17 protein-coding genes and 1 tRNA gene are annotated in these 20948 nt (G+C 73.8%); 9 read left to right on the forward strand and 9 right to left on the reverse strand.

Annotation, left to right across the window (positions count from 1 at the left end; translation table 11 throughout):
* Positions 1-279: vitamin B12 dependent-methionine synthase activation domain-containing protein (locus tag ACIGFK_RS22010; RefSeq protein ID WP_400053221.1), on the forward strand; the 279-nt coding region annotated here is incomplete at its 5' end.
* Between the two features lie 311 nt (positions 280-590).
* Here the strand turns inward: ACIGFK_RS22010 and ACIGFK_RS22015 are convergent.
* Positions 591-663, reverse strand: a tRNA-Arg gene (locus tag ACIGFK_RS22015).
* Between the two features lie 299 nt (positions 664-962).
* Here ACIGFK_RS22015 and ACIGFK_RS22020 point away from each other — a divergent pair.
* The 4 genes from ACIGFK_RS22020 (at position 963) to ACIGFK_RS22035 (ending at position 6224) form a co-directional block, all read left to right on the forward strand.
* Complete coding sequence (locus ACIGFK_RS22020) at positions 963-2585, forward strand: dynamin family protein (RefSeq protein ID WP_376657611.1); 1623 nt, start codon at positions 963-965, stop codon at positions 2583-2585.
* 4 nt (positions 2586-2589) lie between these two features.
* Positions 2590-4440 (forward strand): GTPase, encoded by a 1851-nt coding sequence (locus tag ACIGFK_RS22025; protein ID WP_376657610.1) that lies wholly within the window; start codon positions 2590-2592, stop codon positions 4438-4440.
* A 99-nt stretch (positions 4441-4539) separates the two neighbouring features.
* Positions 4540-4947: a single-stranded DNA-binding protein gene (locus ACIGFK_RS22030; RefSeq protein ID WP_376657609.1), complete on the forward strand. Its 408-nt coding sequence runs from the start codon at positions 4540-4542 to the stop codon at positions 4945-4947.
* 149 nt (positions 4948-5096) lie between these two features.
* Entirely contained in the window at positions 5097-6224 is a 1128-nt protein-coding gene (locus ACIGFK_RS22035; RefSeq protein ID WP_376657608.1) for a thioester domain-containing protein, read from the forward strand.
* A gap of 9 nt (positions 6225-6233) precedes the next feature.
* On the opposite strand, the gene ACIGFK_RS22040 is transcribed toward ACIGFK_RS22035, so the two are convergent.
* Positions 6234-6833 carry a hypothetical protein gene (locus ACIGFK_RS22040; RefSeq protein WP_376657607.1) on the reverse strand — a complete coding sequence of 200 codons (600 nt, stop codon included), beginning with the start codon at positions 6831-6833 and terminating at the stop codon, positions 6234-6236.
* A gap of 308 nt (positions 6834-7141) precedes the next feature.
* On the opposite strand from ACIGFK_RS22040, the gene ettA reads away from it, so the two are divergent.
* The 3 genes from ettA to ACIGFK_RS22055 are packed head-to-tail and all read left to right on the forward strand — an operon-like array spanning position 7142 to position 10006.
* Entirely contained in the window at positions 7142-8806 is a 1665-nt protein-coding gene (gene ettA / locus ACIGFK_RS22045) for an energy-dependent translational throttle protein EttA (RefSeq protein WP_078848321.1), read from the forward strand.
* A 13-nt stretch (positions 8807-8819) separates the two neighbouring features.
* Complete coding sequence (locus ACIGFK_RS22050; protein ID WP_376657606.1) at positions 8820-9287, forward strand: acyl-CoA thioesterase; 468 nt, start codon at positions 8820-8822, stop codon at positions 9285-9287.
* The gene (locus tag ACIGFK_RS22055; protein WP_386471080.1) at positions 9284-10006 is read left to right on the forward strand and encodes a hypothetical protein; all 723 of its coding nucleotides are present in this window, start codon (positions 9284-9286) and stop codon (positions 10004-10006) included. Before ACIGFK_RS22050 ends, ACIGFK_RS22055 begins: the two co-directional genes overlap by 4 nt.
* A gap of 63 nt (positions 10007-10069) precedes the next feature.
* Here the strand turns inward: ACIGFK_RS22055 and ACIGFK_RS22060 are convergent, their stop codons facing one another.
* Positions 10070-10474 (reverse strand): globin, encoded by a 405-nt coding sequence (locus tag ACIGFK_RS22060; RefSeq protein WP_376657604.1) that lies wholly within the window; start codon positions 10472-10474, stop codon positions 10070-10072.
* A 114-nt stretch (positions 10475-10588) separates the two neighbouring features.
* On the opposite strand from ACIGFK_RS22060, the gene ACIGFK_RS22065 reads away from it, so the two are divergent.
* The gene (locus tag ACIGFK_RS22065; protein ID WP_376657603.1) at positions 10589-11581 is read left to right on the forward strand and encodes a methyltransferase domain-containing protein; all 993 of its coding nucleotides are present in this window, start codon (positions 10589-10591) and stop codon (positions 11579-11581) included.
* Position 11582: 1 nt separating this feature from the next.
* Here ACIGFK_RS22065 and ACIGFK_RS22070 read toward each other — a convergent pair whose 3' ends face one another.
* The 6 genes from ACIGFK_RS22070 to ACIGFK_RS22095 all read right to left on the reverse strand — a co-directional run bounded on the left by ACIGFK_RS22070 (position 11583) and on the right by ACIGFK_RS22095 (position 20718).
* Complete coding sequence (locus tag ACIGFK_RS22070) at positions 11583-12581, reverse strand: FHA domain-containing protein (protein ID WP_386471076.1); 999 nt, start codon at positions 12579-12581, stop codon at positions 11583-11585.
* 47 nt (positions 12582-12628) lie between these two features.
* Positions 12629-13960: a VWA domain-containing protein gene (locus ACIGFK_RS22075; protein WP_376657601.1), complete on the reverse strand. Its 1332-nt coding sequence runs from the start codon at positions 13958-13960 to the stop codon at positions 12629-12631.
* A gap of 82 nt (positions 13961-14042) precedes the next feature.
* Positions 14043-15560 carry a protein phosphatase 2C domain-containing protein gene (locus tag ACIGFK_RS22080; protein ID WP_386471073.1) on the reverse strand — a complete coding sequence of 506 codons (1518 nt, stop codon included), beginning with the start codon at positions 15558-15560 and terminating at the stop codon, positions 14043-14045.
* A gap of 3 nt (positions 15561-15563) precedes the next feature.
* Entirely contained in the window at positions 15564-18425 is a 2862-nt protein-coding gene (locus tag ACIGFK_RS22085; protein ID WP_376657599.1) for a tetratricopeptide repeat protein, read from the reverse strand.
* A complete protein-coding gene (locus ACIGFK_RS22090) occupies positions 18422-19669 on the reverse strand; it encodes a hypothetical protein (protein ID WP_376657614.1) in 1248 nt (415 codons plus the stop codon). The genes ACIGFK_RS22085 and ACIGFK_RS22090 overlap by 4 nt, the downstream gene beginning before the upstream one ends.
* Before the next feature lie 74 nt (positions 19670-19743).
* Positions 19744-20718: a glutamate ABC transporter substrate-binding protein gene (locus tag ACIGFK_RS22095; RefSeq protein ID WP_376657613.1), complete on the reverse strand. Its 975-nt coding sequence runs from the start codon at positions 20716-20718 to the stop codon at positions 19744-19746.
* Between the last annotated feature and the right edge of the window lie 230 nt (positions 20719-20948).

Genomic DNA, 20948 nt, shown 5'->3' on the forward strand with positions numbered 1-20948 from the left:
GCCGAGTACTGGCACGCACGGGTCCGTGCCGAGCTCGGTTTCGGCGGCGAGGACCCGGCGAAGGTCGAGGACATGTTCGACCTGAAGTACCGCGGCGCCCGCTTCTCCCTCGGCTACGGTGCCTGCCCCGACCTGGAGGACCGGGCGAAGATCGCCGAGCTGCTCCAGCCGGAGCGGATCGGGGTCCACCTCTCGGAGGAGTTCCAGCTCCACCCCGAGCAGTCCACCGACGCGATCGTCATCCACCACCCCGAAGCGAAGTACTTCAACGCACGCTGACACGGATCGGTCGTCCAGGGCATGCAGCACACGCTTCACGCCCTGGACGTCGTCCGCCTCGCCCGGCCGCATCGAGGGCAACAAGGCCTGCTCCGTGCCTGGTTCGCTGCCACGTATCGCTCCCCTCGCAACTTCCGGGGACGGCAGCGAAACGATCACGGTCGATGGGGTCGGTGCCTGTGCCGGGCCGTCCGCCGGACGTCGAGGTGGTCCAGGGCGGGGAGCGGCCGATCGGGGTCTCCCGGCGGGTCTCCGTCACCCAGGACGTGGAGACGGCCGCTGCCGGGCCGGGTGGTGCGGTGGAGAAGGTGTGCCCCCGGCAGGACTCGAACCTGCGGCCAAGTGCTTAGAAGGCACCTGCTCTATCCACTGAGCTACGGGGGCCGGAAGGTGGCCGCGGTGGGCCGCGCCGGGTCAAGGATAGGGCTCCGGCTGCCTTGTCCCGGCTGCTTCACCCGCGTGCCACGATGTGTAGGTTCGGTGAAGCGGTCCCGATAATCGCAGGCAGGTGCGATTCCCGCACCGCTTTTGCGCCGCCGCGCCCTTGGTGTTGTGCACTCGTTATGCCTGCGCCCCACTCGTCCACTGTGTCCAGGATGTCTTCTGGGGTAGCGCTCGGCGCGCAGAGGACTTATAAGCTTCAAAAATGGTCCTAAATTGGGCATTCTTCGCATGTGGTGACCTTGGATGTTCGGCCTCAGCTGCTCGATGCCCTGTCCGCCCTGCGCGACCGGGTCGCGTCCGTGCGTCTGCCGCTGCCCCTGCCCGGCGCCCCACGCGCCCGCCAGACCAGAGCCGAGCTGCTCGCGCAGCTCGACGACTACCTCGTACCCCGGCTGAAGGCGCCCGAGGCGCCGATGCTCGCCGTCGTCGGCGGGTCCACCGGAGCCGGTAAGTCCACCCTCGTCAACTCCCTCGTCGGCCGCCAGGTGAGTGAAGCCGGCGTGCTCCGGCCGACGACCCGCATCCCCGTGCTCGTCTGCCACCCCGACGACCACCACTGGTTCGCGGGGATGCGCGTGCTGCCCGACCTGATGCGGCTCTGGGTCCCGCACGACGAGGACGAAGGACCGCCCGCACCGCGGAAATCCCCCCGCGACACGGGACGCGGCCCCGGCCCCGGCCACCTGATCCGCGAGATGCGGATCGAGACCGTCTCCACCCTGCCCCGCGGCCTCGCCCTCCTCGACGCCCCCGACATCGACTCCCTCGTCGTCGAGAACCGCAACCTCGCGGCCCAGCTCATCTGCGCCGCCGACGTCTGGGTGATGGTCACCACCGCCTCGCGGTACGCCGACGCCGTCCCCTGGCACCTGCTGCGCACCGCCAAGCAGTACAAGGCCACGCTCATCACCGTCCTCGACCGGGTCCCGCACCAGGTGCTCGCCGAGGTTTCACGGCAGTACGCCGCCCTCCTCACCCGGGCCGGGCTGGGCGACGTACCCCGCTTCACCGTGCCGGAGCTGCCCGAATCGACGGGCGGCGGCGGGCTGCTCCCCGCCAGCGCCGTCGCACCCCTCTCCGCCTGGCTCGCCCACCACGCGCAGGATCCGGCCGCCCGCCAGTACGCCGTCGGGCGGACCGCCCTCGGCGCGCTCGACTCCCTCTCGCGGCGGATGCCGGAGCTCGCCTCGGCCGTCGCCGCCCAGCACGCCGCAGCCGTACGGCTGACCGGCGCCGTCGAGGACGCGTACAAGAAGGAGGGGAAGCGGATCCAGGGCCGCCTCGACCACGGCGCCGTACTGGCCGGGGACGCCCTCACCCGCTGGCGCGGCTACCCCCTCGACACCAGCGCCGCCGAACTGCTCGACTCCCTCGCCGACTCCCTCGGCGCGCTGGTCCAGTGCGCCGTCGCCGCCGCCGACGAGCGCATCGCCGACGCCTGGAGGCGCGAGCCCGCCTCCGGAGCCCTGTCACTGCCCGCCCCCGACAGGGAAGCCGGCGAACGCATCGGCATGGCCGTCCGGCGCTGGCGGCGCGTACTGGAGGAACTCGCCGAGGAAGAGGTGTCCGGCCTCGACCGGCAGCCCGCCCCCGACCCCGAAGGCGTCGCCGCCCTGCTCGCCGCCGCCCTCCTCGGCGGCAAGCGGGCCCGCCCCGCGGGGGAGCGGCTCGCCGAACGGATCGGCGCCCAGGCCGCCCTGCGGCTGCGCGACCGGGGTGCCGAACTGGTCGCCGACCACCTCGACCAGGTGCTGCGCGCCGAACGCGACCGCCGGCTCGCCCCCCTGGAAGCACTCGAAGTGACCCCGGAGCCACAGGCCGAGCTCATCGCCGCACTGTCCGTACTGCAGAAGGAGAGGTGACGCGGTGAGCGCCCTGACCGACCCGGACCGCGACCGCACCGACGACCGCTGGGACGACGGACTGATCGCGCGCTCGCGCCGGGCGGAGGTGGACGAGGGCGAGGACGGCACGGGCGAGGACGGCGACGAGGCACTCGTACGGGCCGTCTCCGGCGCCGGCAGCGACGGCGGCAAATCGGCCGCGCCCCCGCTCAGCCCCGAGGCCCAGGCCCTGAGGGCGCGCCTCGACGCACTGCGCCAGCTCGTCGGCCTCTCCCGGACCCGCATCCTCGACGGCAAGACCCTCGCCGAAGCCGGCCGGGTCCTGGACGAGGCGGCCGCGCGCCGCGGGCTGTCACCGCAGCACACGGTCGTCGCGATCGCCGGAGCCACCGGAAGCGGCAAGTCCACGCTGTTCAATTCACTCGCCGGAGTGCAGATCTCCGAAACCGGGCTCCGCAGGCCCACCACCGCCGCACCCATCGCGTGCAGCTGGTCGGACGGAGCCGCCGGACTGCTGGACCGGCTGGAGATCCCGGGCCGGCTGCGCCGCCGGCCCCGCGAGACCTCGGGGGCGGGGGCCCTGCGCGGCATGGTCCTCGTGGACCTGCCCGACCTGGACTCGGCGGTCGGCGCGCACCGCGACCACGTGGACCGCGTCCTGGCACTGGTCGACGCAGTGGTGTGGGTCGTGGACCCGGAGAAGTACGCGGACGCCGTCCTGCACGAGCGCTACCTGCGGCCGCTCGCCGGGCACGCGGAGGTCACCTTCGTCGTGCTGAACCAGGTCGACAGACTGGCCGGCGAGTCCGCGGACCTCGTACTGGACGACCTGCGGCGGCTGCTCGACGAGGACGGGATCGCACTCGGCGAGCACGGGGAGCCGGGAGCCACGGTGCTCGGACTTTCCGCCCTTACGGGTGAAGGCGTCGGGGAGCTGCGCGAACTCCTCGCACAGTTCACCCAGGAGAAGGGCGCCGCGACCAGGCGGATCTCCGCCGACGTGGACCGCGCCGCCGTGCGGCTCCGCCCGCTGTACGTGGCCGACGGGCACCCGGGGCCGGAGATCGGGGAGGCGGCGCGCACCGAGTTCGAGGACCGGCTCGCCGAGGCCGTCGGGGCGTATGCGGCGGGTCTCGCCGCCGAGCGGGCCTGGCGGCGCAACGCGGGCCGGGCGTGCGGGACGCCGTGGTTGCGGCTGTGGCGGTGGTACGAGAGCCGCCGCGCCCCCCGCACCCTGGCGGGCCTGGCCGCACTGGCGGTGATCGGCGGCCGGGGCACCGCCGCCGTGCAGGCCCCCGTCGAGGAGGAGGTGACCGCGCGCCAGCGCGTGGAGCAGGCCGTGCGGGCCGTCGCCGACGAGGCCGTCACCGGCCTGCCCGAGCCGTGGGCGCAGGCGGTGAGGGAGACCGCGGTGCGCGGCGGCGAGCGGCTCCCGGAGGAGCTGGACGAGATCGCGGTGACCCTGGGCGCGGCGGTCGCGGTGCCGAACGCCAAGCCCCCGCGGCCCGCGTGGTGGCCGGCGGCGGTGCTGGGCCAGGCGGCCATGACGCTGCTCCAGATCTTCGGCGGGCTGTGGCTGGTCGGGCAGATCGTCGGGGTCCTGGAGCCGAAGCTGCTGCCGCCCGTGCTGCTGATGGTGGCGGGCATCATCGGCGGGCCGCTCGTGGAATGGGCCTGCTCGATCGCCGCCCGGGGCCCGGCGCGGCGCTACGGGCAGGACGCGGAACGCAAGCTGCGCCAGGCCGCGGCCGGATGCGGGCGGGCCCGGGTGCTGGAACCGGTGGCGGCGGAACTGCTGCGCTACCGCGAGGTGCGCGAGCAGTACGCCACCGTCGCCGCAGGGGGGACGAAGTTGTCCACAACCCGCCAGTAGTCCACAGGCCGGAGCGGGTGTCGGCCCCGCGCCCCAGCATGATCCGTAGCCCGTACGGATGGTCCGCGCGGGCACGGTGCGAGGGGGAGGGCGGCCGGGATGAACGACACCCAGGTGACGCTGGTGGGCTGCGTGGCGACGCGGATCGACTTCAGGGAGACGCCGGGCGGCCCGTCGGCGAGGTTCCGGTTCGCGGTGACGCCGAGGTACTTCGACCGGCGCACGGACACCTGGACCGACGGGGCGACCAGCTTCTACACGGTGTGGGCGCGGCGATCCCTCGCCGTGAACCTGGCCGGTTCCGTGTCGGTCGGCGAACCGCTGGTGGTGCACGGGAGGCTGCGGGTGCGCGACGACCCGGCGGACGGGGAGGGCAACCGGTGGTTCTCGGCCGACATCGACGCGACGGCCATCGGACACGACCTCAACCGGGGGACCGCCGCCTTCCGGCGCGTGGTGAAGACGGAGACCCCACTGATGCCCAATCAGAAGGCGGCGGTGGGCTGAGTGTTCGAGACGGATAGGATTCGCCGGTACTCACGGGCACCTGGGTCTTTCACGGCCCGAAGGGGAAGACTGTGTCGATTTCCGTTCCCGCATCCTCCGCTCCTGATCCTGCACCTTCCGTACGGGGCTCCACACGACGCCCGCTGGCAGTGGCCCTGCTGGCCGCGGCCCTCACCGCCGCGCCCGGCGCCCGGGCGGCAGCCGACTCCGGCCCGGTGGCACCCCGGGCGCCGGAGGGCGCGAGTGCCGTCCTGGACGGGCTGAAGACGTACGGGCAGGCGGTCCTGCGCTCCGGCGACGGCTCCGTGCGGCAGATCCCGGCCGGGCTCTACGAGATGCGGGTCGACGGCGGCGGCATGCTCCAGACGTACGGGGTGGGCGTGGCGGGCAACGCGCAGCCCCAGGCCCGGTACACGGAGAGCGGCTGGAGCGGCAGCCCGCTCGCCGGGAACGGGGACGCGGGCCGGATCCGCTGGGTCCTGGAGCACTCCTACCCCCAGCTGAACGACCTGGCCGGGCTCGCCAAGGCGGCCGGGGCCGGCACGCTCACCGCGGAGAGCGCGGCGGCCGGGACCCAGGTGGCGATCTGGCGGCTGGCGGACAAGGTCCAGGTCGAGGCGGCGGACCCGGCGGCGGAGAAGCTCGCCGACTACCTCCAGAAGGCGGCCGCGCGGCTGCCGGAGCCGCCGGCTTCGCTCGCGCTGGACCCCGGCGAGGTCTCGGGGGCGGTGGGCACCCGGATCGGCCCGGTGACCGTGCGCACCGGGGCGCGGAGCGTCTCCGTCGTGCCCGACGCCGCGGCCCTCGCGATGGGCGTGCGGGTGGTGGACGCCGAGGGGCGGCCGCTGGACACCGCCGTCCACGGCACCCGGCTGTACTTCGAGGTGCCCGCGGGCACGCCCGACGGGACGGCCTCGGTCACCGTCCACGGGGCCACGAAGGTGCCGGTCGGCCGTGTCTTCACCAGCGAGGTGCCGGCCCAGGCCCAGGTCGTGGCCGGCTCCAGCGAGTCCGCGTCCACGGCCGTCGCCGAGGCGCAGTGGCCGCAGCCCCCGGCGCCCCAGGCGGGTGCCACCGCCGACCCGGGGGGCATCACGACCCTGGGCGGCCGGGCGGCCCCCGCTTCCCCGGCGACCCCCGAGGAGGAACGCCTGGCCACCAGCGGCAGCTCGGCGGCCACCCCGGTCATCGCCTCACTGGCGGTCGGCCTGGTGGTCCTGGGCGGCCTGGTGGTCCTCCTCCTCCGCAAGCGCCCCCAGGACGAGGAGGAGGCCTAGCCGGGGGGCTCAGGCGTCGAGGGCCGGGTAGTCGGCACGGACGGGGCCCGGGGTCACGCCCAGGTCGGCGCGCATCGCGGCCCGCATGCCCTTCCACTGGTCCCCCAGGCGCAGCAGCACGGCCTGGATCTCCTCGAACGACCCGCCCTCGGGCCAGGGCCGGCCCTCCTCCAGCCTCATGGTGCGGCTGTACGCCCCGGCGAGGACCTGCGTCAGGGCGTCCAGCTCCGCCAGGACCGCGTCCGAGGCGACCATCTGGGCCTCGGCGAAGGCGGCGTGCATCGCGTGCCGCGCCTCTTCCAGCTCCGCCCTGGCCTCGGGGGTCACCCCGCCCTTGTGGACGAGCCACAGGTACTTCATCAGCTCGATGCGGTAGCGGCGGTAGCCGGAGTTGGCCGTCACGTAGCAGGCGCGCCGCTTGTCCGCCTCGGCCAGGCGCTGCTCCCGCTCCCACTGGGCCTCGGCCACGCGCTGCTGGCGGTCGAACTGCTCCGCCTGGACGCGGCCCAGTACGCGCTGGGAAAGGATCGGCGCGAGGAGCGTTCCCGTCACCGCGACGACCGCGCCCGCGAGGGCGAGCAGGGCGTTCTCCACCAAACCTCCGTACATCGCTCTCCGTGAGGCCGTGGCCCCGGTTCACGGGCCATCCTGCCCCGCGGCGGCGCGGCCCGGACCGGGTTCGCGGACATCGCCCCCGATCTTGATCTGAACCTGGCAGGGCGAGTTCCGTGCCGTGGTGACGGGGACCGGAGCCACCGTCGGCTCCACCTCCTTGACCGACGGAGGCCGGGGCCGCAGGCCCCCTCCGCGGCGGGAGCCCGGCTCAGGTCCCCTGACCATTCGAGTTTCCCCCGCGGGGTGGACGTCAGGCAGTATGGGGTGTATCTGCCCACCATCGATCTGCCGGACGGTTTCTCTTGGCTGAGTTCATCTACACCATGCGCAAGACGCGCAAGGCACACGGCGACAAGGTCATCCTTGACGACGTCTTCCTGAACTTCCTGCCCGGCGCGAAGATCGGTGTGGTCGGTCCGAACGGTGCCGGTAAGTCCACCGTTCTGAAGATCATGGCGGGCATCGAGCAGCCGTCCAACGGCGACGCCTTCCTCTCTCCCGGCTACTCCGTCGGCATCCTCATGCAGGAGCCGAAGCTCGACGAGTCCAAGACCGTCCTGGAGAACGTCGAGGACGGCGTCGGCCCGATCAAGCAGAAGCTCAACCGGTTCAACGCGATCGCCGAGGAAATGGCGACGAACTACACCGACGAGCTGATGGAGGAGATGGGCAAGCTCCAGGACGACCTGGACCACGCCAACGCGTGGGACCTGGACGCCCAGCTGGAGCAGGCCATGGACGCCCTGGGCTGCCCGCCCGGCGACTGGCCCGTCACCAACCTCTCCGGTGGTGAGAAGCGCCGCGTGGCCCTCTGCAAGCTGCTGCTCGAGGCCCCCGACCTGCTGCTCCTCGACGAGCCCACCAACCACCTCGACGCCGAGTCCGTGAACTGGCTGGAGCAGCACCTGGCCCAGTACAAGGGCGCCGTCGTGGCCGTGACCCACGACCGCTACTTCCTCGACAACGTCGCCGAGTGGATCCTCGAGCTCGACCGCGGCCGCGCCCACCCCTACGAGGGCAACTACTCCACCTACCTGGAGAAGAAGGCCGAGCGCCTCAAGGTCGAGGGCAAGAAGGACGAGAAGCGCGCCAAGCGCCTCAAGGAAGAGCTGGAGTGGGTCCGCTCCAACGCCAAGGGCCGCCAGGCCAAGTCCAAGGCCCGCCTCGCCCGCTACGAGGAGATGGCGGCCGAGGCCGACAAGATGCGGAAGCTGGACTTCGAGGAGATCCAGATCCCGCCGGGCCCGCGTCTGGGCTCGATCGTGGTCGAGGTCAACAACCTCTCCAAGGCGTTCGGTGACAAGGTCCTCATCGACGACCTGTCCTTCACGCTGCCGCGCAACGGCATCGTCGGCATCATCGGCCCCAACGGCGCCGGCAAGACCACGCTCTTCAAGATGATCCAGGGCCTGGAGACGCCGGACTCCGGTGAGATCAAGGTCGGCGAGACCGTCAAGATCTCGTACGTCGACCAGGGCCGCGCCAACATCGACCCCAAGAAGACCCTCTGGGCGGTCGTGTCGGACGAGCTGGACTACATCAACGTCGGCAACGTCGAGATGCCGTCCCGCGCCTACGTCAGCGCCTTCGGCTTCAAGGGCCCGGACCAGCAGAAGCCGGCCGGCGTGCTCTCCGGCGGTGAGCGCAACCGCCTGAACCTCGCGCTGACCCTCAAGCAGGGTGGCAACCTGCTGCTCCTCGACGAGCCCACCAACGACCTCGACGTCGAGACCCTGGGTTCGCTGGAGAACGCCCTCCTGGAGTTCCCCGGTGCGGCCGTGGTCGTCTCCCACGACCGCTGGTTCCTGGACCGAGTGGCCACGCACATCCTGGCGTACGAGGGCGACTCGAAGTGGTTCTGGTTCGAGGGCAACTTCGAGTCCTACGAGAAGAACAAGATCGAGCGGCTCGGCCCGGACGCCACCCGTCCGCACCGCGCCACCTACAAGAAGCTCACCCGAGGCTGAGGCCGGAAGAATCATGGCCAGACACCACTACCGGTGCCCCCTGCGCTGGGCGGACATGGATGCTTTCGGGCACGTCAACAACGTCGTCTTCCTCCGCTACCTGGAGGAGGCGCGGATCGACTTCATGTTCCGCCTCGCGCCGGGGGAGGGCAGTGAGTCCTTCACGGGCGGCTCCGTCGTGGCCCGCCACGAGATCGACTACAAGCTGCCCCTCGTGCACCGTCACGAGCCGGTCCTCATCGAATCCTGGGTGACCCGGATAGGCGCCGCGTCCCTGACCATCCGCTACGAGGTCAAGGACGAGGCGACCGAGGACGCGCCCGAGACGGTCTACGTGCGCGCCGAGACCGTGGTCGTCCCGTACAACCTCGCCGAGGGGCGGCCCCGCCGCATCACCGCCGAGGAGAGGCACTTCCTGGAGGAGTACCTCGACAAGCCGAAGGCCCCCGAACCGGCTTCCGAAGGGCGCCTCGCGGCATGAACGAGCAGTTGCGCTTCGCCGACTCCGGGGAGGCGGCGGACCTCGCCGCCTTCCTGGGCCGGCTGGTGCACTACGACCGCGCCGCCGCGGTCCGCCTCCAGGCGGGCGGCGGCGCGCTCGCCGTTTTCGGACGGCCCCCGTCCTTCGAGGTCCTCGCCGTCCGCACGGTGCGGCTCGCCGAGCCGGTCGCGACGCCCCTGGACCTGACGGTCTCCGCCGGTGAGTTCCTGGAGCACGTGGACGAGGCCTCGGCCGCGGCCGCCGTGCCCGGCGCGGTCACCGGCCCGCCCTGGACCGGTGTGCTCCCGCCCCGCGGCGGCTGGCAGCAGGTTCCCGGGCTGCCCGCGCCCGAGCAGATGAGGGCGGCCGTCGCGGCGGCCGTCGCCGAGTTCCGGGCCCGTGACGAGGCCCTGCCCCCGCAGCACCGTACCCGCTCCGAGCGCGACCGCATCGGCCGCGACATCTGGTCCCGGACGCTGGGCGACACCGAACTCCCGCTGCGCGCCGTGCACGCCGCGCAGTCCCTGGGCTTCCTGCGGCCCGTCCGGTCCGCCGTGGCCGCCGGCGGGCCCGCCGGCGAGAGCTCTGCCGCCCACGACCCGGTGGCGCTGCTCGCCGCCGGGAGCTGGCTGCGGCTGCGCACCCCGTACGGCTCCGTCGCCATGCGCCGCCCCGGCGCCGCCGGCGGCCTGGGCGCCCTCCAGGTCCGGCCGGTCTAGGCCGCCCGGCTCCGCACCGCACCCCCCTCGCGTTCCGCTTGGGGGTGCGGTTCCGCGTCCGGATCAGCCCGCGGTGTTGATCATCGAGGCGGCCGCGTAGGTCAGGTACTTCCACAGCTGCGCGTCGTGCTCCGGCGCCAGCCCCAGCTCGTCCAGCGCGACCCGCATGTGCCGCAGCCAGGCGTCGTGCGCCGCCGAGTCCACCTGGAACGGGGCGTGCCGCATCCGCAGCCGCGGGTGCCCGCGGTGCTGGCTGTACGTGGTCGGACCCCCCCAGTACTGCATCAGGAACAGCGCGAACCGCTCCTCGGCGGGGCCCAGGTCCTCCTCCGGGTACATCGGGCGCAGCAGCGGGTCTTCGGCGACCCCCTCGTAGAAGCGCCGGACCAGGCGGCGGAAGGTCTCCTCGCCGCCCACCTGCTCGTAGAACGTCTGCTCCTGAAGCGTGCCCTGCGGAATCTCATTCACCCGACCATCGTCTCAGACGCCCGGACGCAGGACCGGGGTCCTAGGACCCATCCCCGGCCCCCGCCACCAGGCCCCGCAGTCGCTTCCCGGGCGCCCGCGCAGCACAGTGGAGACATGGGCGCACACACCTCACGCACCACCGCGGTACGGGACCTGCGGGAGACCGCCCACGCCGCCCAGGTGCGGGAGCTGACCGCCGCCGGGGTGCTGGAGGACCCGCGGTGGCGCGCGGCCTTCACCGCCGTGCCCCGGGACGTGTTCGTGCCGTACTTCTGGACCGGCCGCGGCGCCGGACACGAGCGGCTGTGGGCCGAGGACCCCGACCCCGAGCAGCGGGCCCGCTGGCTGCGCGGCGTCTACGCCGACACCCCCCTCGCCACCCGGCTGCGCGACGGCCGGCTGGTCTCCTCCAGCAGCCAGCCCTCACTGATGGCGAAGATGCTGACGGCCCTGGAGCCGGCCGACGGCGACGACGTCCTGGAGATCGGCGCGGGCACCGGCTACAACGCCGCCCTGCTCTGCCACCGCCTGGGCGACGAGCACGTCACCACCGTCGACCTGGACGAGGAGATCACCGAGTCCGCCAAGGCCCACCTGGCCCTGCTCGGCTACCACCCGGCCGTGGTCACCGGGGACGGCGCGCGCGGCTGCCCCTCCCGGGCCCCCTTCGACCGGATCATGGTCACCTGCGCGCTGCCGATGATCCCCGTCGCCTGGCTCGGCCAATGCCGGCCCGGGGCGCGGATCCTGGCCCCGCTGTCGACGGGGCTGATCGACCTCACCGTCCGGGACGCCGGCTTCGCCGAGGGCCGCTTCCTGCACACCCCGGCCTATTTCGTCCCGCTGCGCGGGGCCACGGCCGCGCCGTCACCCACCGAGATCGTGGAGGGGCACGGGCTCCCGTACGAGATGGTCGAGAACGAGCGCTTCCAGTTCATGCTGGTGCTGACCGACGGCGTACTGCACCCCCGCGAGGCGCTGGACCTGTGGCGCCGGGAGGACCGGCCGGGCCGTGAGCGCTTCGGGGTCACCGTCAGCGCCGACGGCCAGTGGTCGTGGCTCGACGACCCCCAGGGGCCCTACGTATGGCCCCTGGGGGAGGGCTGAATCAGCCCCGGCGGATGGTGATCGTGGTCCAGGCACCCACGTGGACGCGGTCGCCGTCGGCGAGCGGCACCGGCACGTAGGGCTGGATCGGCTCCTCGCCGCCGTTGATGGTGGTCCCGTTGGTGGAGTTCTGGTCCACCACCGCCCAGCTCTGGTCGGGCTGCTGGACGAGCACGGCGTGCGCGTGCGAGACGCCCGGGTCCTCCGGGGGCACCGACAGGTCGATGTCGGGCGACTCGCCCGTGGAGGCGCGGCGGCGGCCGATGGTGATCTGGCCGCCGGAGAGCGGGAGGTGCTGCTCCGGGGAGTACGCCGGCAGGTTGAGCCCGGCCGCCTCGGGGCCGCTGCGCTGCATCATCGCCATGAAGTACGAGCGGTCGGGGCCGATCGTCGCGGACCAGGCACCGCCCTGAGCCGGGAACGGCTGCTGCGGGGGCTGCTGCTGGTACTGGGGCGTGAACTGCTGCTGCGGGGACTGCGGCGGCACCTGCTGCTGGTACTCGTGCTGCTGCGGGGACTGCGGCGGCGCCGGGGGCTGCTGCTGGTACTGCTGCTGCGCGGGCTGCTGGTACTCCTGCGGCGCCTCGTGCGCGGGCGGCGGCAGCATCCAGTCGTCCTCGCGCTGGAGCGGCTCGGCCGGCCGGTTCACCCGGGACGGCCGCGAGCCCTGGTACTCGAAGTGGTCCTGGGAGTAGGCAGGCGGCGCCGGAACGGGCGGCGGGGGCGGCGGCGTGGCACCGGTCCGGGGGCCGGTGCCCGCGGTGGGCGTCCGCGTCAGGAAGTTGTACCGGCATTCCTCGCAGAACGGGGCCATGGCCTCGCGCGGGGTGCGGCACTCCGGGCAGAGCTCGGCCTGCATGGTCGCGGCACCACCGGTCGGGGGGAAGCCGTAGCCGTAGGAGGGCGCCGCGGGCGGCGTCTCCTGGGCCGCCATGCGGTGGCCGCACACCTCGCACCAGTCGTCGGAGGCGGACTGGTGCCCGTTCGGGCAGGTCGGCATGACGGCACTTCCCCCTTCTTCTCCCTGCGTCTTCGCCGCAGGTCTTCTCAGGTCTTCTTCACTCGGACGGTCTGCGTCGATCGCGTGTCGAGGGTCATCTCGTCGGCGTCGGCCACCTTCGCTTTCAGCCGCACAGTACCCGCCACCGCATCCACGACATCCACCACCTTCGCCAGAAGCTTCGCAGTGTCGGCGTTTCCGGACGCACTGGCCAGTTGCACGGCGCGTCCGAGCTTGGCCGTCGCGCCGCCGACATCGCCCAGTTTGCGGGCTTCGAGGCCCTGCTGGATAGCCTGCGCCAGCTCCGCCTGTCCCGTGTAGTGCGCGACCTGCGGGTTCATGGCCGTGGACGCGGCCAGATCGTCCGTCCACACCGCACGCACCAGCCCCTGGGCGAGCGTGGTCGCCGGTTCGCCGGGCGCCGCCGCCGGGAGGACGAGCGAGGCACGGGCCGCGAGCATCTCCTGGCCCACGGACGCGGCGGGGACGCGGACGCACACGTGGTACTCGCGGGACTCGTCGCCCCACGAGCCGGTCGGGTAGTCGCCCGCCCGCGGTCCGGCCTCCGTACGGCGGCCGGTCAGGTCCTGGAGGGTGGGCGCGACCTGCTTCACGTACTGGACCTCCACGCCGACCGGGGTCCACAGGCGCAGCGCGACGTCCGCGACCTCCTTGCCCATGACGTTCTCCATCATGCGCGTGAAGTCCTCGGCGAGGTGGGCCGGATCGGCCACGATGTCGGCGGAGCCGAGCAGGGCGCTCGCGATGCCGGTGACCTCCTTGACCTCCCAGTCGGTGCCCACACCGCGCGCGTCGCAGGTGAAGCGGCCGGCGCAGGCGTCGAGGGTGGCGCGGAGCACGGCCGGCTCCTCGTGCTCGTTGCGGCCGTCGGTGAGCAGGATGCCGTGCCGGATCGCGGCGGTGGAGCTCCGCAGCAGGCCGTCGGCGAGGCGCAGCCAGGTGCCGATGGCGGTGCCGCCGCCGGAGGTGAGCCCGCGCAGGGCCTCCTTGGCCTGGGCCCGGCTGGCCGGATCGGCGACGGCGAGGCGGCCCTGGCCCGGGTAGACCTCCTTCGCCACGTGCGTACCGGCGATCACGGCGAACGAGGTGCCGTCGCGCAGGGTGTCGATCGCGGCGGCCGTGGCCTCGCGCGCCCCGCGCATCTTGTCCGGCGGGTACTCCATCGACCCCGAGCAGTCGACCATGATCACGACGGCGGCCGTGCCCCGGTCGATGCCCGCACGGGTGGTGGCGGCGGCGCCACCGGTGGCGGTCACCGTCACGATGGCGTGGACCTCCCGCCCGCCCTCCGGGAGGAACTCGTTCTGGTACACCTCCACGCTGAAGCGCGGGGCGCTCGGCTTGGCGAAGTTCGCCATCGACTGGACTCCTAGGGACTCGGGCGGGCAGGCGGGCGGGCAGGCAGGCAGGCGGGCAGGCGGGTCGGACCTGGGGTCCGGCTTAGGGACGCGCTTCCGCTTCCGTTCCTGTCCCGGACTCCGGTTCCGCATGCGTCTGCGCCGGTGCTTGTGCCTGCGCCTGTGCCTGAGCCGCTTCGGGCGACGGCTGCGCGGGCGTGGTGAACGGCACCACGGCCACGGTGACGTTGTCGTGGCCGCCGCCGTCCAGGGCGTGGCCCACCAGGACCTGCGCACTGTGCAGCGGCCGGACCGCGGCGTCGGCGGGCAGCACCTGGGCCATCTCCCGCGCGGACTCCGCGTAGTTCCACAGGCCGTCGGTGCAGACCACGACCACGCCGGGGTGGTCCGGCTTGAAGGTGGCGGTGTGCGGTTCGAGGTCGTACGCGTCGGCCCCGAGCCAGCCGGTGATGGCGTGCGCGCGGACGTCGGCGTACGCCTCGGCCTCGCCCATCAGGCCCGCCGCGACCATCTGGGCGGCCCAGGAGTCGTCCTCGGTGAGGCGGCGCGGGAGCGCGGCCCGGTCGTCCGGCACCCAGTAGGCGCGGCTGTCGCCGACCCAGCCGACGGTCAGCAGGCCGCTGCCGACGACGGCGCCGACCAGGGTGCACGCCGGGGCGTTCTGCGCGCCGGGGACCTCGGGGGCCAGCGCGTTCACCGCCGCCGCGGCGGCGAGGATCGCGGAGTGCATGGCCTCCTGGGGGTGGGCGCCCCGGGGGAGCGCGTCGAGCAGCGCCTCGTTGGCGGCGCCGGCCGCGGCGGCGGATGCCTCGTCTGGGCGGCTGGCGGAGGAGACGCCGTCGCAGACGATGGCCACGGTGGCGGTGGAGCCGTCGGGCAGGGCGGTGGCCGCCACGGCGAACGAGTCCTCGTTGCGGTGGTGGCGCAGGCCCCGGTCGCTGACGGCGGCGACGCTGCCGAGCTCCTCCTCCAGGTGGTCGCGCTCGCGCGGCTGCGCGTGCCCGCAGTGCTCGCAGTACCCGTCGGTGTCCACGTGGCCGGCGCGGCAGGCGACGCAGGTCTTGCCGGTCCCCTGCGGGGCTTCGGCGGGGGCCTCGTGCGGGGCTTCGTACGAGGCTTCGTACGGGGCCTCGGCGTACGGGGTTTCCGCGTACGGCGTTTCCGTGTACGGGGTCTCGGCGTACGGGGTCTCGGCCGGGCCCCAGGCGGTCCCCTCCGGGGGCGTGCCCCCGCCGGGCAGGTCGTACCTGGCCTGCGGCCCCTCCGGAGCGCCGCCGTGCGCGTGCTCGACCGAACCCTCCGGGGCCCACGCCGACTCGGCCGGGGCGTCGACCAGGGTCGGCGCGGCGGAGGCCACCGAGCCCCAGCCGGGGGCCGGAGCGGCGTAACCGGCCGGGGCAGGCCCGGCGGGCGGTGCAACAGCGGGCGCGGCCTGCGCCGCCGCGGCCGGCGGTGCAGGTGGGAGCGCGATCGTCGGGCGGTCCGCGGACTCCGCCGGGGGAGGGGCGGTGACGGCGTATCCGCAGACTCCGCAGAAACGGTCACCCTCCTCCAGGGGTTCCGCGCAGCTGGGGCAGCCCGACGGCCGATGCATCGACATCACTCACACCCACGTCCGGGGACGGAAACGGTTTGCCCGTTCCACCAGTTCGATCCTCTCCTCGCCCCGCTGCGCCAGCCGCGCGAGCACGCGGTACGAGCGCTCCAGCCCGAAGCGCAGGCCCCGCTCGTCCAGTTGACTGCCGAGCAGCGAGGTCCGACCGGGGTCGGAACCCCGGCTACCCGACAGTACCCAGTCCAGGGCCGAGCCCAGAACTTCGGTGGCGAGCCGTTCGTGGCGCTCGGGGTCGAGACCGAACCGCCGCAGCGCCTCCACCTGGTCGGCGGCGGCCGTCAGATCGGCCAGCAGCGGCTCCTGCGGGGACCGGTCGCGCAGACGTGCGCGTACGGCCGCCACCCGGGCGGCGGTGTAGTGGATGGACGCCTCCGGTACGGATTCCAGCGTGAGCACGGCTCCGTCCCGGTCGCCGGCCGCCAGCTGGACCCGGGCCAGGCCGAAGGCCGCGCTGACGAACCCCGGGTCGGTGCTCCACACCAGGCGGTAGTACTCGGCGGCGTTGTCCAGCTGCCCCAGCACCTCCGCGCACAGCCCCAGGGCCAGCTTCGGCGCGGGTTCGCCCGGGAAGGCGTCGTAGATCGCGTCGAAGGACAGGGCCGCGATCTCGTCGTCCCCGGTGGCCAGCGAGGCGATGCCGCGGGCCCACACGACGCGCCAGTCGTCCGGGTGCAGTTCCTCCAGGTCCGTCAGCGTGCGGGACGCCTCCGGCAGTTCGCCCAGTTCGAGGTGGGCCCGCAGCCGGCGCAGCCGCAGTTCGGCGGAGTCGGCCGGTGCCGCGCCGAGGGCGGTCAGGAGTTCACCGGGCGCGGAGGCCATCAGGCCCGCCAGGAACCCCGCGTTGGGATCGCCCGCGTCCACGAGCGGCACGGGCAGCGCCAGCGCGGTCCCGCGGGTGTCGAGCCGTCTCGCTCCCGCGGAGGGGGCCGGGGCGACGGGGACCGCCGCGGGCGGCGAGGCCGGTGCGGGTGGGGCGGCCGTCGCCTGCCGCTGCCCCGGCACCCCCGGCACCCCCGACACGTGCGTGGCCGTGCTCCCGAGCCCGGGCACGGCCCCGCCGGCCGCGGCGGGCAGCGGGGTGCCGCCGGGGGCGTGTCCCCGTGCACCGGCTGCTCCCGTCGAGCCGTGGCCCGCGCCCGCCGGCGCTCCCGGCGCATGCGCTCCCGCTGGAAGCGGGAGAACGCCGGATGCGGGCGTCGGCGTGACCGCTGCGCCGCCCGGCGGGGTTGCGGCGGAGTGGGCCGGGGTGGCGGGGGCGCGGCCCAGGAGGCCGCGCAGTCCGCCGCCCCGCCGGGAGGCCACGGCCCGCAGGCCCAGGTGGGAGACGGCCGTCTCCGCCGTGTCCGCGAAGAGCCGGGTGTCCGGGACCCGGGTCTCGGGCCCGAACAGCGTCGACAGCTGCGGCCGCGGCCGGCCCGTCTGGAGGGCGACCACCTCGCGCAGCACACCCGTCAGCTGGTCCGCCATCTCCTGCGCGGACGCGAACCGCCGCCCCGGGTCCGGGTCGGTCGCCCGGACCAGCAGCCGGTAGAAGGACTCGTACCGCTGGAAGACCTCGATGTGCTCGGGGTCGGGCAGCGAGTCCACGAAGATGTTCGTGTAGCCCTGGAAGTCGAAGGTCAGGACGGCCAGCGTCCGCGCCACCGTGTAGAGGTCGGAGGCCACCGACGGCCCCAGCTCCGCGACTTCGGGCGCCTGGTAGCCCACCGTGCCGTAGATCGCCGACTCGTCGTCGTCCATCCGCCGCACCGCGCCCATGTCGATCAGCTTCAGCTGGTGCTGCTGCTGGATCGCGTTGTCGACCTTGAAGTCGCAGTACAGGAGGTTGCGGCTGTGCAGGTGGCCCAGCGCCTCCAGCGCCTCGATGCCGTACGCGCACGCCTGCTCCACCGGCAGCGGATCGCGCCGCCCGTCCGGCCGGCGCCGCTCGTTCGCGATCTCCTTCAGCGATTTGCCGCCGACGTACTCCATGACGATGTACCCGTCCAGCGAACCGGTCCGCTGGTCCAGGTGCTCCACGAAGTTGTAGATCCGCACGATGTTGGAGTGCTCGATCTCCGCGAGGAAGCGCCGCTCCGATATCGCGGCCTCCATCGCGTCCTGGTCCCCGGTGTCCAGCAGGCCCTTGAGCACCACCCACCGGTCCGAGACCGCCCGGTCCACCGCCAGGTACACCCAGCCGAGCCCGCCGTGGGCCAGGCAGCCCGCCACCTCGTACTGGCCGCGCACCACGTCACCCGCGTGCAGCTTCGGCACGAAGGAGTACGGGTGCCCGCACTTCGTGCAGAACCCTTCCGTCCGGCCGGGGCGGTCACCGCGCGCCCGGCCCACCGGAGCCCCGCAGTCCGAACGCGAGCAGAACCGCTTGCGCTCCGGCACCTCCGGGTTCTCCAGGACCGCCGTCGAGGGGTCCGGCCGCGGCACCTCGGGCACCTTGACCAGCCCGGCGCCGAGCTGGTTGCGCCCCGACGCCGAGACGGACAGGCCCGTACTGCGCACCGACACCGAGCGGGTCGACGCCGCCCCCGACAGCGCGCGCGACAGCCGCCCCGACACGGAGCGGCGGGACGAAGACGAGCGCGACGAACGCGAGGAACGCGCCGACGTCGACGCCGAGGAGGAGGAACGCGAAGAGCCGGAGCCCTGCGACCCCTGCGACCCCGACGAGCCGGCGGCGCCCCGGGCCGCGCTCGTCATCGCGGTCGGCGGCGACACCAGCTCCTCCGCACCCGCCAGGGCCGCGCCCACCGGCGCCAGTCCGCAGGTGTCGCAGTACAGGTCGCCCTCGCCCATGTCCTCGTACGTCCCCGGGCAGCCGGGGCGCAGGCATGCCGTTCCCACCAGGCTCATGCGCCGTCCTTTCCGGGAGTCTCCGCGGCCTGCAGGGCCTCCGCCGTCGCCTGCTGGTAGCGCAGGACGGCCTGCTCGGCGACGCGCAGATCGCAAGGAGCGCTCCACAGCATCCGCCGGGCCGTGTCGTACCGTTCCATCAGCAGAGGGTCCTCCGCCATGCCGTGCCGTGCCACCTTCGCCTTGTACGCGTCCAACCGCCCGCGCAGCTCCGCCCGCACCGCCAGCGGAGCCGTCACAGCGGTCAACGATTCGCGGGCCCTGCGCAGTTCCTCCTCGGCCCGTTCCTCCAGGGATTCCAGCAGCGGCGAGAGCCGGTGCCAGCGGGCGTGCCGCCGGTGCTCGGCCGCCGCGGCGAGCTGTTCCTGGAGCACCGTGGGCGGGCCGCTGACCGCGGGCACCTCCGACGCGGCGATCTTCGCCAGCACCTCGCCGCGCGCGGTCCGCGCCTCCGACAGGGTCCGGTCCGCCCGCGAGAGCACGTCCCGCAGGCTGATCAGCCGCTGCTCGGCGTCCTGCCGTACGTCCAGCACCGCCTCGACCTCACGGCGTACGTCCTCCAGCGCGAGCGCGGCCCGGTCGTAGCGCCCGGTGTCCGGGCGGCCGCCGCCGGGGGCCGAGCTGCCCGCCGCGGGCTGCCAGAACGCCAGCGGGTCGGCGATCACCCGGGCCCGCAGCTCCGTCAGCTCGGCGGTGATGTCCTCCAGGTCGTCGCCCGAGGGGTGCTCCCCGGGGCGCACCCCCACCGAGTGGGCCAGCGAGCGGGTGCGGTGCAGTTCGGCGGCGAGCAGGTCGATGCGGGCGGGCAGCGCCGACCACACCGCGTCGGCGGCCACCACCACGTCCAGCGAGCGCGCGTACAGGTCGTTCATCCGGGCCACCAGCTCGGCGAGCGAGAGCCGCTCCGCGAGCGCGGCGCCCTCCGCAGCGGCGCCGGCGATCAGCACGCCGGGCCCGCGCAGCCGCTCGGTGAGCTCGACGAGGTCCTCGCGGCCGGGCCAGCGGCGCCGCTCCCGGATCTGCCGGGCGGCGCCCAGGGCCCCGCTGTAGGCGTCGAAGTACGTCCACAGCCGGGTGATGTCGGCCTCCGTGGCCGCCCAGCGCTCCTTGGTGAGCCCGGTCAGCTCGGCCCCCTCCAGCAGCCGGCGCCCGGCGTGGTCCTGGAGCGCGAGCAGCGAGGTCTCGACCGCCTCGTGCTCCGCGCCGAGTCTGGCCAGGGCGCGGTCGACGCCGTCCCTGTCCATCACCGCCGATCCGCCTCCCACCGACAGCGCCTCCACCGATCGTTCCTCCGCGTCAGAATCCGCCGCCACGGGCCTCAGCCGTCCCGGTACTTGGGCGCGGGCGGCGCGGTCACGCCGGGCAGCACGGGCTCGAGGTGCTTGCGGTAGGAGACCATCCACGGGCTGTTCGCGCCGCCCGCCCGGTAGCCCTCCAGCACGTTGTTGACGCGGCGGACCAGGTCGGAGGCGTCCTTGTTCATGGCGACACCGTAGAACTCCCGGGTGAACGGCGAGCCCACCAGCCGCACGGAGGGGTCCTGCGCGGCCTGGCCGGCAGCGAGGGCGTTGTCCGTGATGATCCCGTCGACCTCGCCCAGCTGCAGCCGGACCAGGCAGTCCAGCTGGTTGGGCACGGTGACGGGCGCCGCGCCGTAGGACTGGGCCTTCAACGAGGCCTCCGCCGTGGATCCGGCCGCGACGCAGATCTTCCTGTCCTTCAGCGAGGTGTCGTACCCGGTGATGGGCGAGCCCTTGGGCGCGAGGACCTGCTGCCCGGCCTCGAAGTAGGCCGTGGAGAAGGCCACGTCCTCCAGCCGCTTGCAGTTGATGGTCATCGTCCGCACGACGATGTCGACCCGGCCCTCCTGGAGGGCGGGGATGCGCTGGCTGGTGGGGATGGCCCGGTAGATGACCGCCTTCTCGTCGCCGAGGATGTCCTTGGCGATGGCCTTGACCAGGTCGATGTCGAAGCCGTCGAGCCGGCCCTGGTCGGTCTGGCCCTCCAGGCCCGTCCCGCCGGTGGTGGTCTGGTTGCGGTAGCCCCAGCGGAAGCTGTTCTGGTCCACGCCCGCGACGAGCTTCCCCGCGGCCTTGATGCGCGCGATGGTCGCCCCGTCGACGGTGGACGGGCGCAGGCTCGCCTCCGGGTCCTGGCAGGTGTCGGAGGGGGCAGCCGGGGCCACCGCCATCTGGGCGGGCCCGCGGAACACCCCGGGGCGGCCCGAGTCCGGCGCCGCCTGGGTGAGCGGCAGGAGCACGGCCGCCGCCGTCATGGCGCATGCGGCGGCCATCGCGGTCACCCCGCCCCAGCCGCGCAGCCGGGCCCGCCGTGTCCGCGCCGCCCGCGGAGCAGGGAAGGGCCCTCCCGGCCCACCGCCGTAGTACCCCTCACCGTCCCCGTAACCCCCGCGCCCACCAGCACCGCCGTGGCCGCCGGGTCCACCCGCGCCGGAGTACCCGCCGGGTGCACCCGCGCCGGGGTGCCCGCCCGCGCCGCCGGGACCGGCCGCGCCGCCGGGAC

Origin of the sequence: Streptomyces sp. NPDC085524 (assembly GCF_044541755.1) — a bacterium.
Classification (GTDB): Bacteria; Actinomycetota; Actinomycetes; order Streptomycetales; family Streptomycetaceae; genus Streptomyces.

Excerpts from the sequence above, each read along its gene's own strand:
- ACIGFK_RS22030 (WP_376657609.1), top strand. The coding sequence starts at position 4,540 with ATGAACGACACCCAGGTGACGCTGGTGGGCTGCGTGGCGACGCGGATC.
- ACIGFK_RS22040 (WP_376657607.1), bottom strand. The coding sequence starts at position 6,833 with ATGTACGGAGGTTTGGTGGAGAACGCCCTGCTCGCCCTCGCGGGCGCG.
- ACIGFK_RS22050 (WP_376657606.1), top strand. The coding sequence starts at position 8,820 with ATGGCCAGACACCACTACCGGTGCCCCCTGCGCTGGGCGGACATGGAT.
- ACIGFK_RS22055 (WP_386471080.1), top strand. The coding sequence starts at position 9,284 with ATGAACGAGCAGTTGCGCTTCGCCGACTCCGGGGAGGCGGCGGACCTC.
- ACIGFK_RS22065 (WP_376657603.1), top strand. The coding sequence starts at position 10,589 with ATGGGCGCACACACCTCACGCACCACCGCGGTACGGGACCTGCGGGAG.
- ACIGFK_RS22070 (WP_386471076.1), bottom strand. The coding sequence starts at position 12,581 with ATGCCGACCTGCCCGAACGGGCACCAGTCCGCCTCCGACGACTGGTGC.
- ACIGFK_RS22075 (WP_376657601.1), bottom strand. The coding sequence starts at position 13,960 with ATGGCGAACTTCGCCAAGCCGAGCGCCCCGCGCTTCAGCGTGGAGGTG.
- ACIGFK_RS22080 (WP_386471073.1), bottom strand. The coding sequence starts at position 15,560 with ATGTCGATGCATCGGCCGTCGGGCTGCCCCAGCTGCGCGGAACCCCTG.
- ACIGFK_RS22085 (WP_376657599.1), bottom strand. The coding sequence starts at position 18,425 with ATGAGCCTGGTGGGAACGGCATGCCTGCGCCCCGGCTGCCCGGGGACG.
- ACIGFK_RS22090 (WP_376657614.1), bottom strand. The coding sequence starts at position 19,669 with ATGGACAGGGACGGCGTCGACCGCGCCCTGGCCAGACTCGGCGCGGAG.
- ACIGFK_RS22095 (WP_376657613.1), bottom strand. The coding sequence starts at position 20,718 with ATGGCCGCCGCATGCGCCATGACGGCGGCGGCCGTGCTCCTGCCGCTC.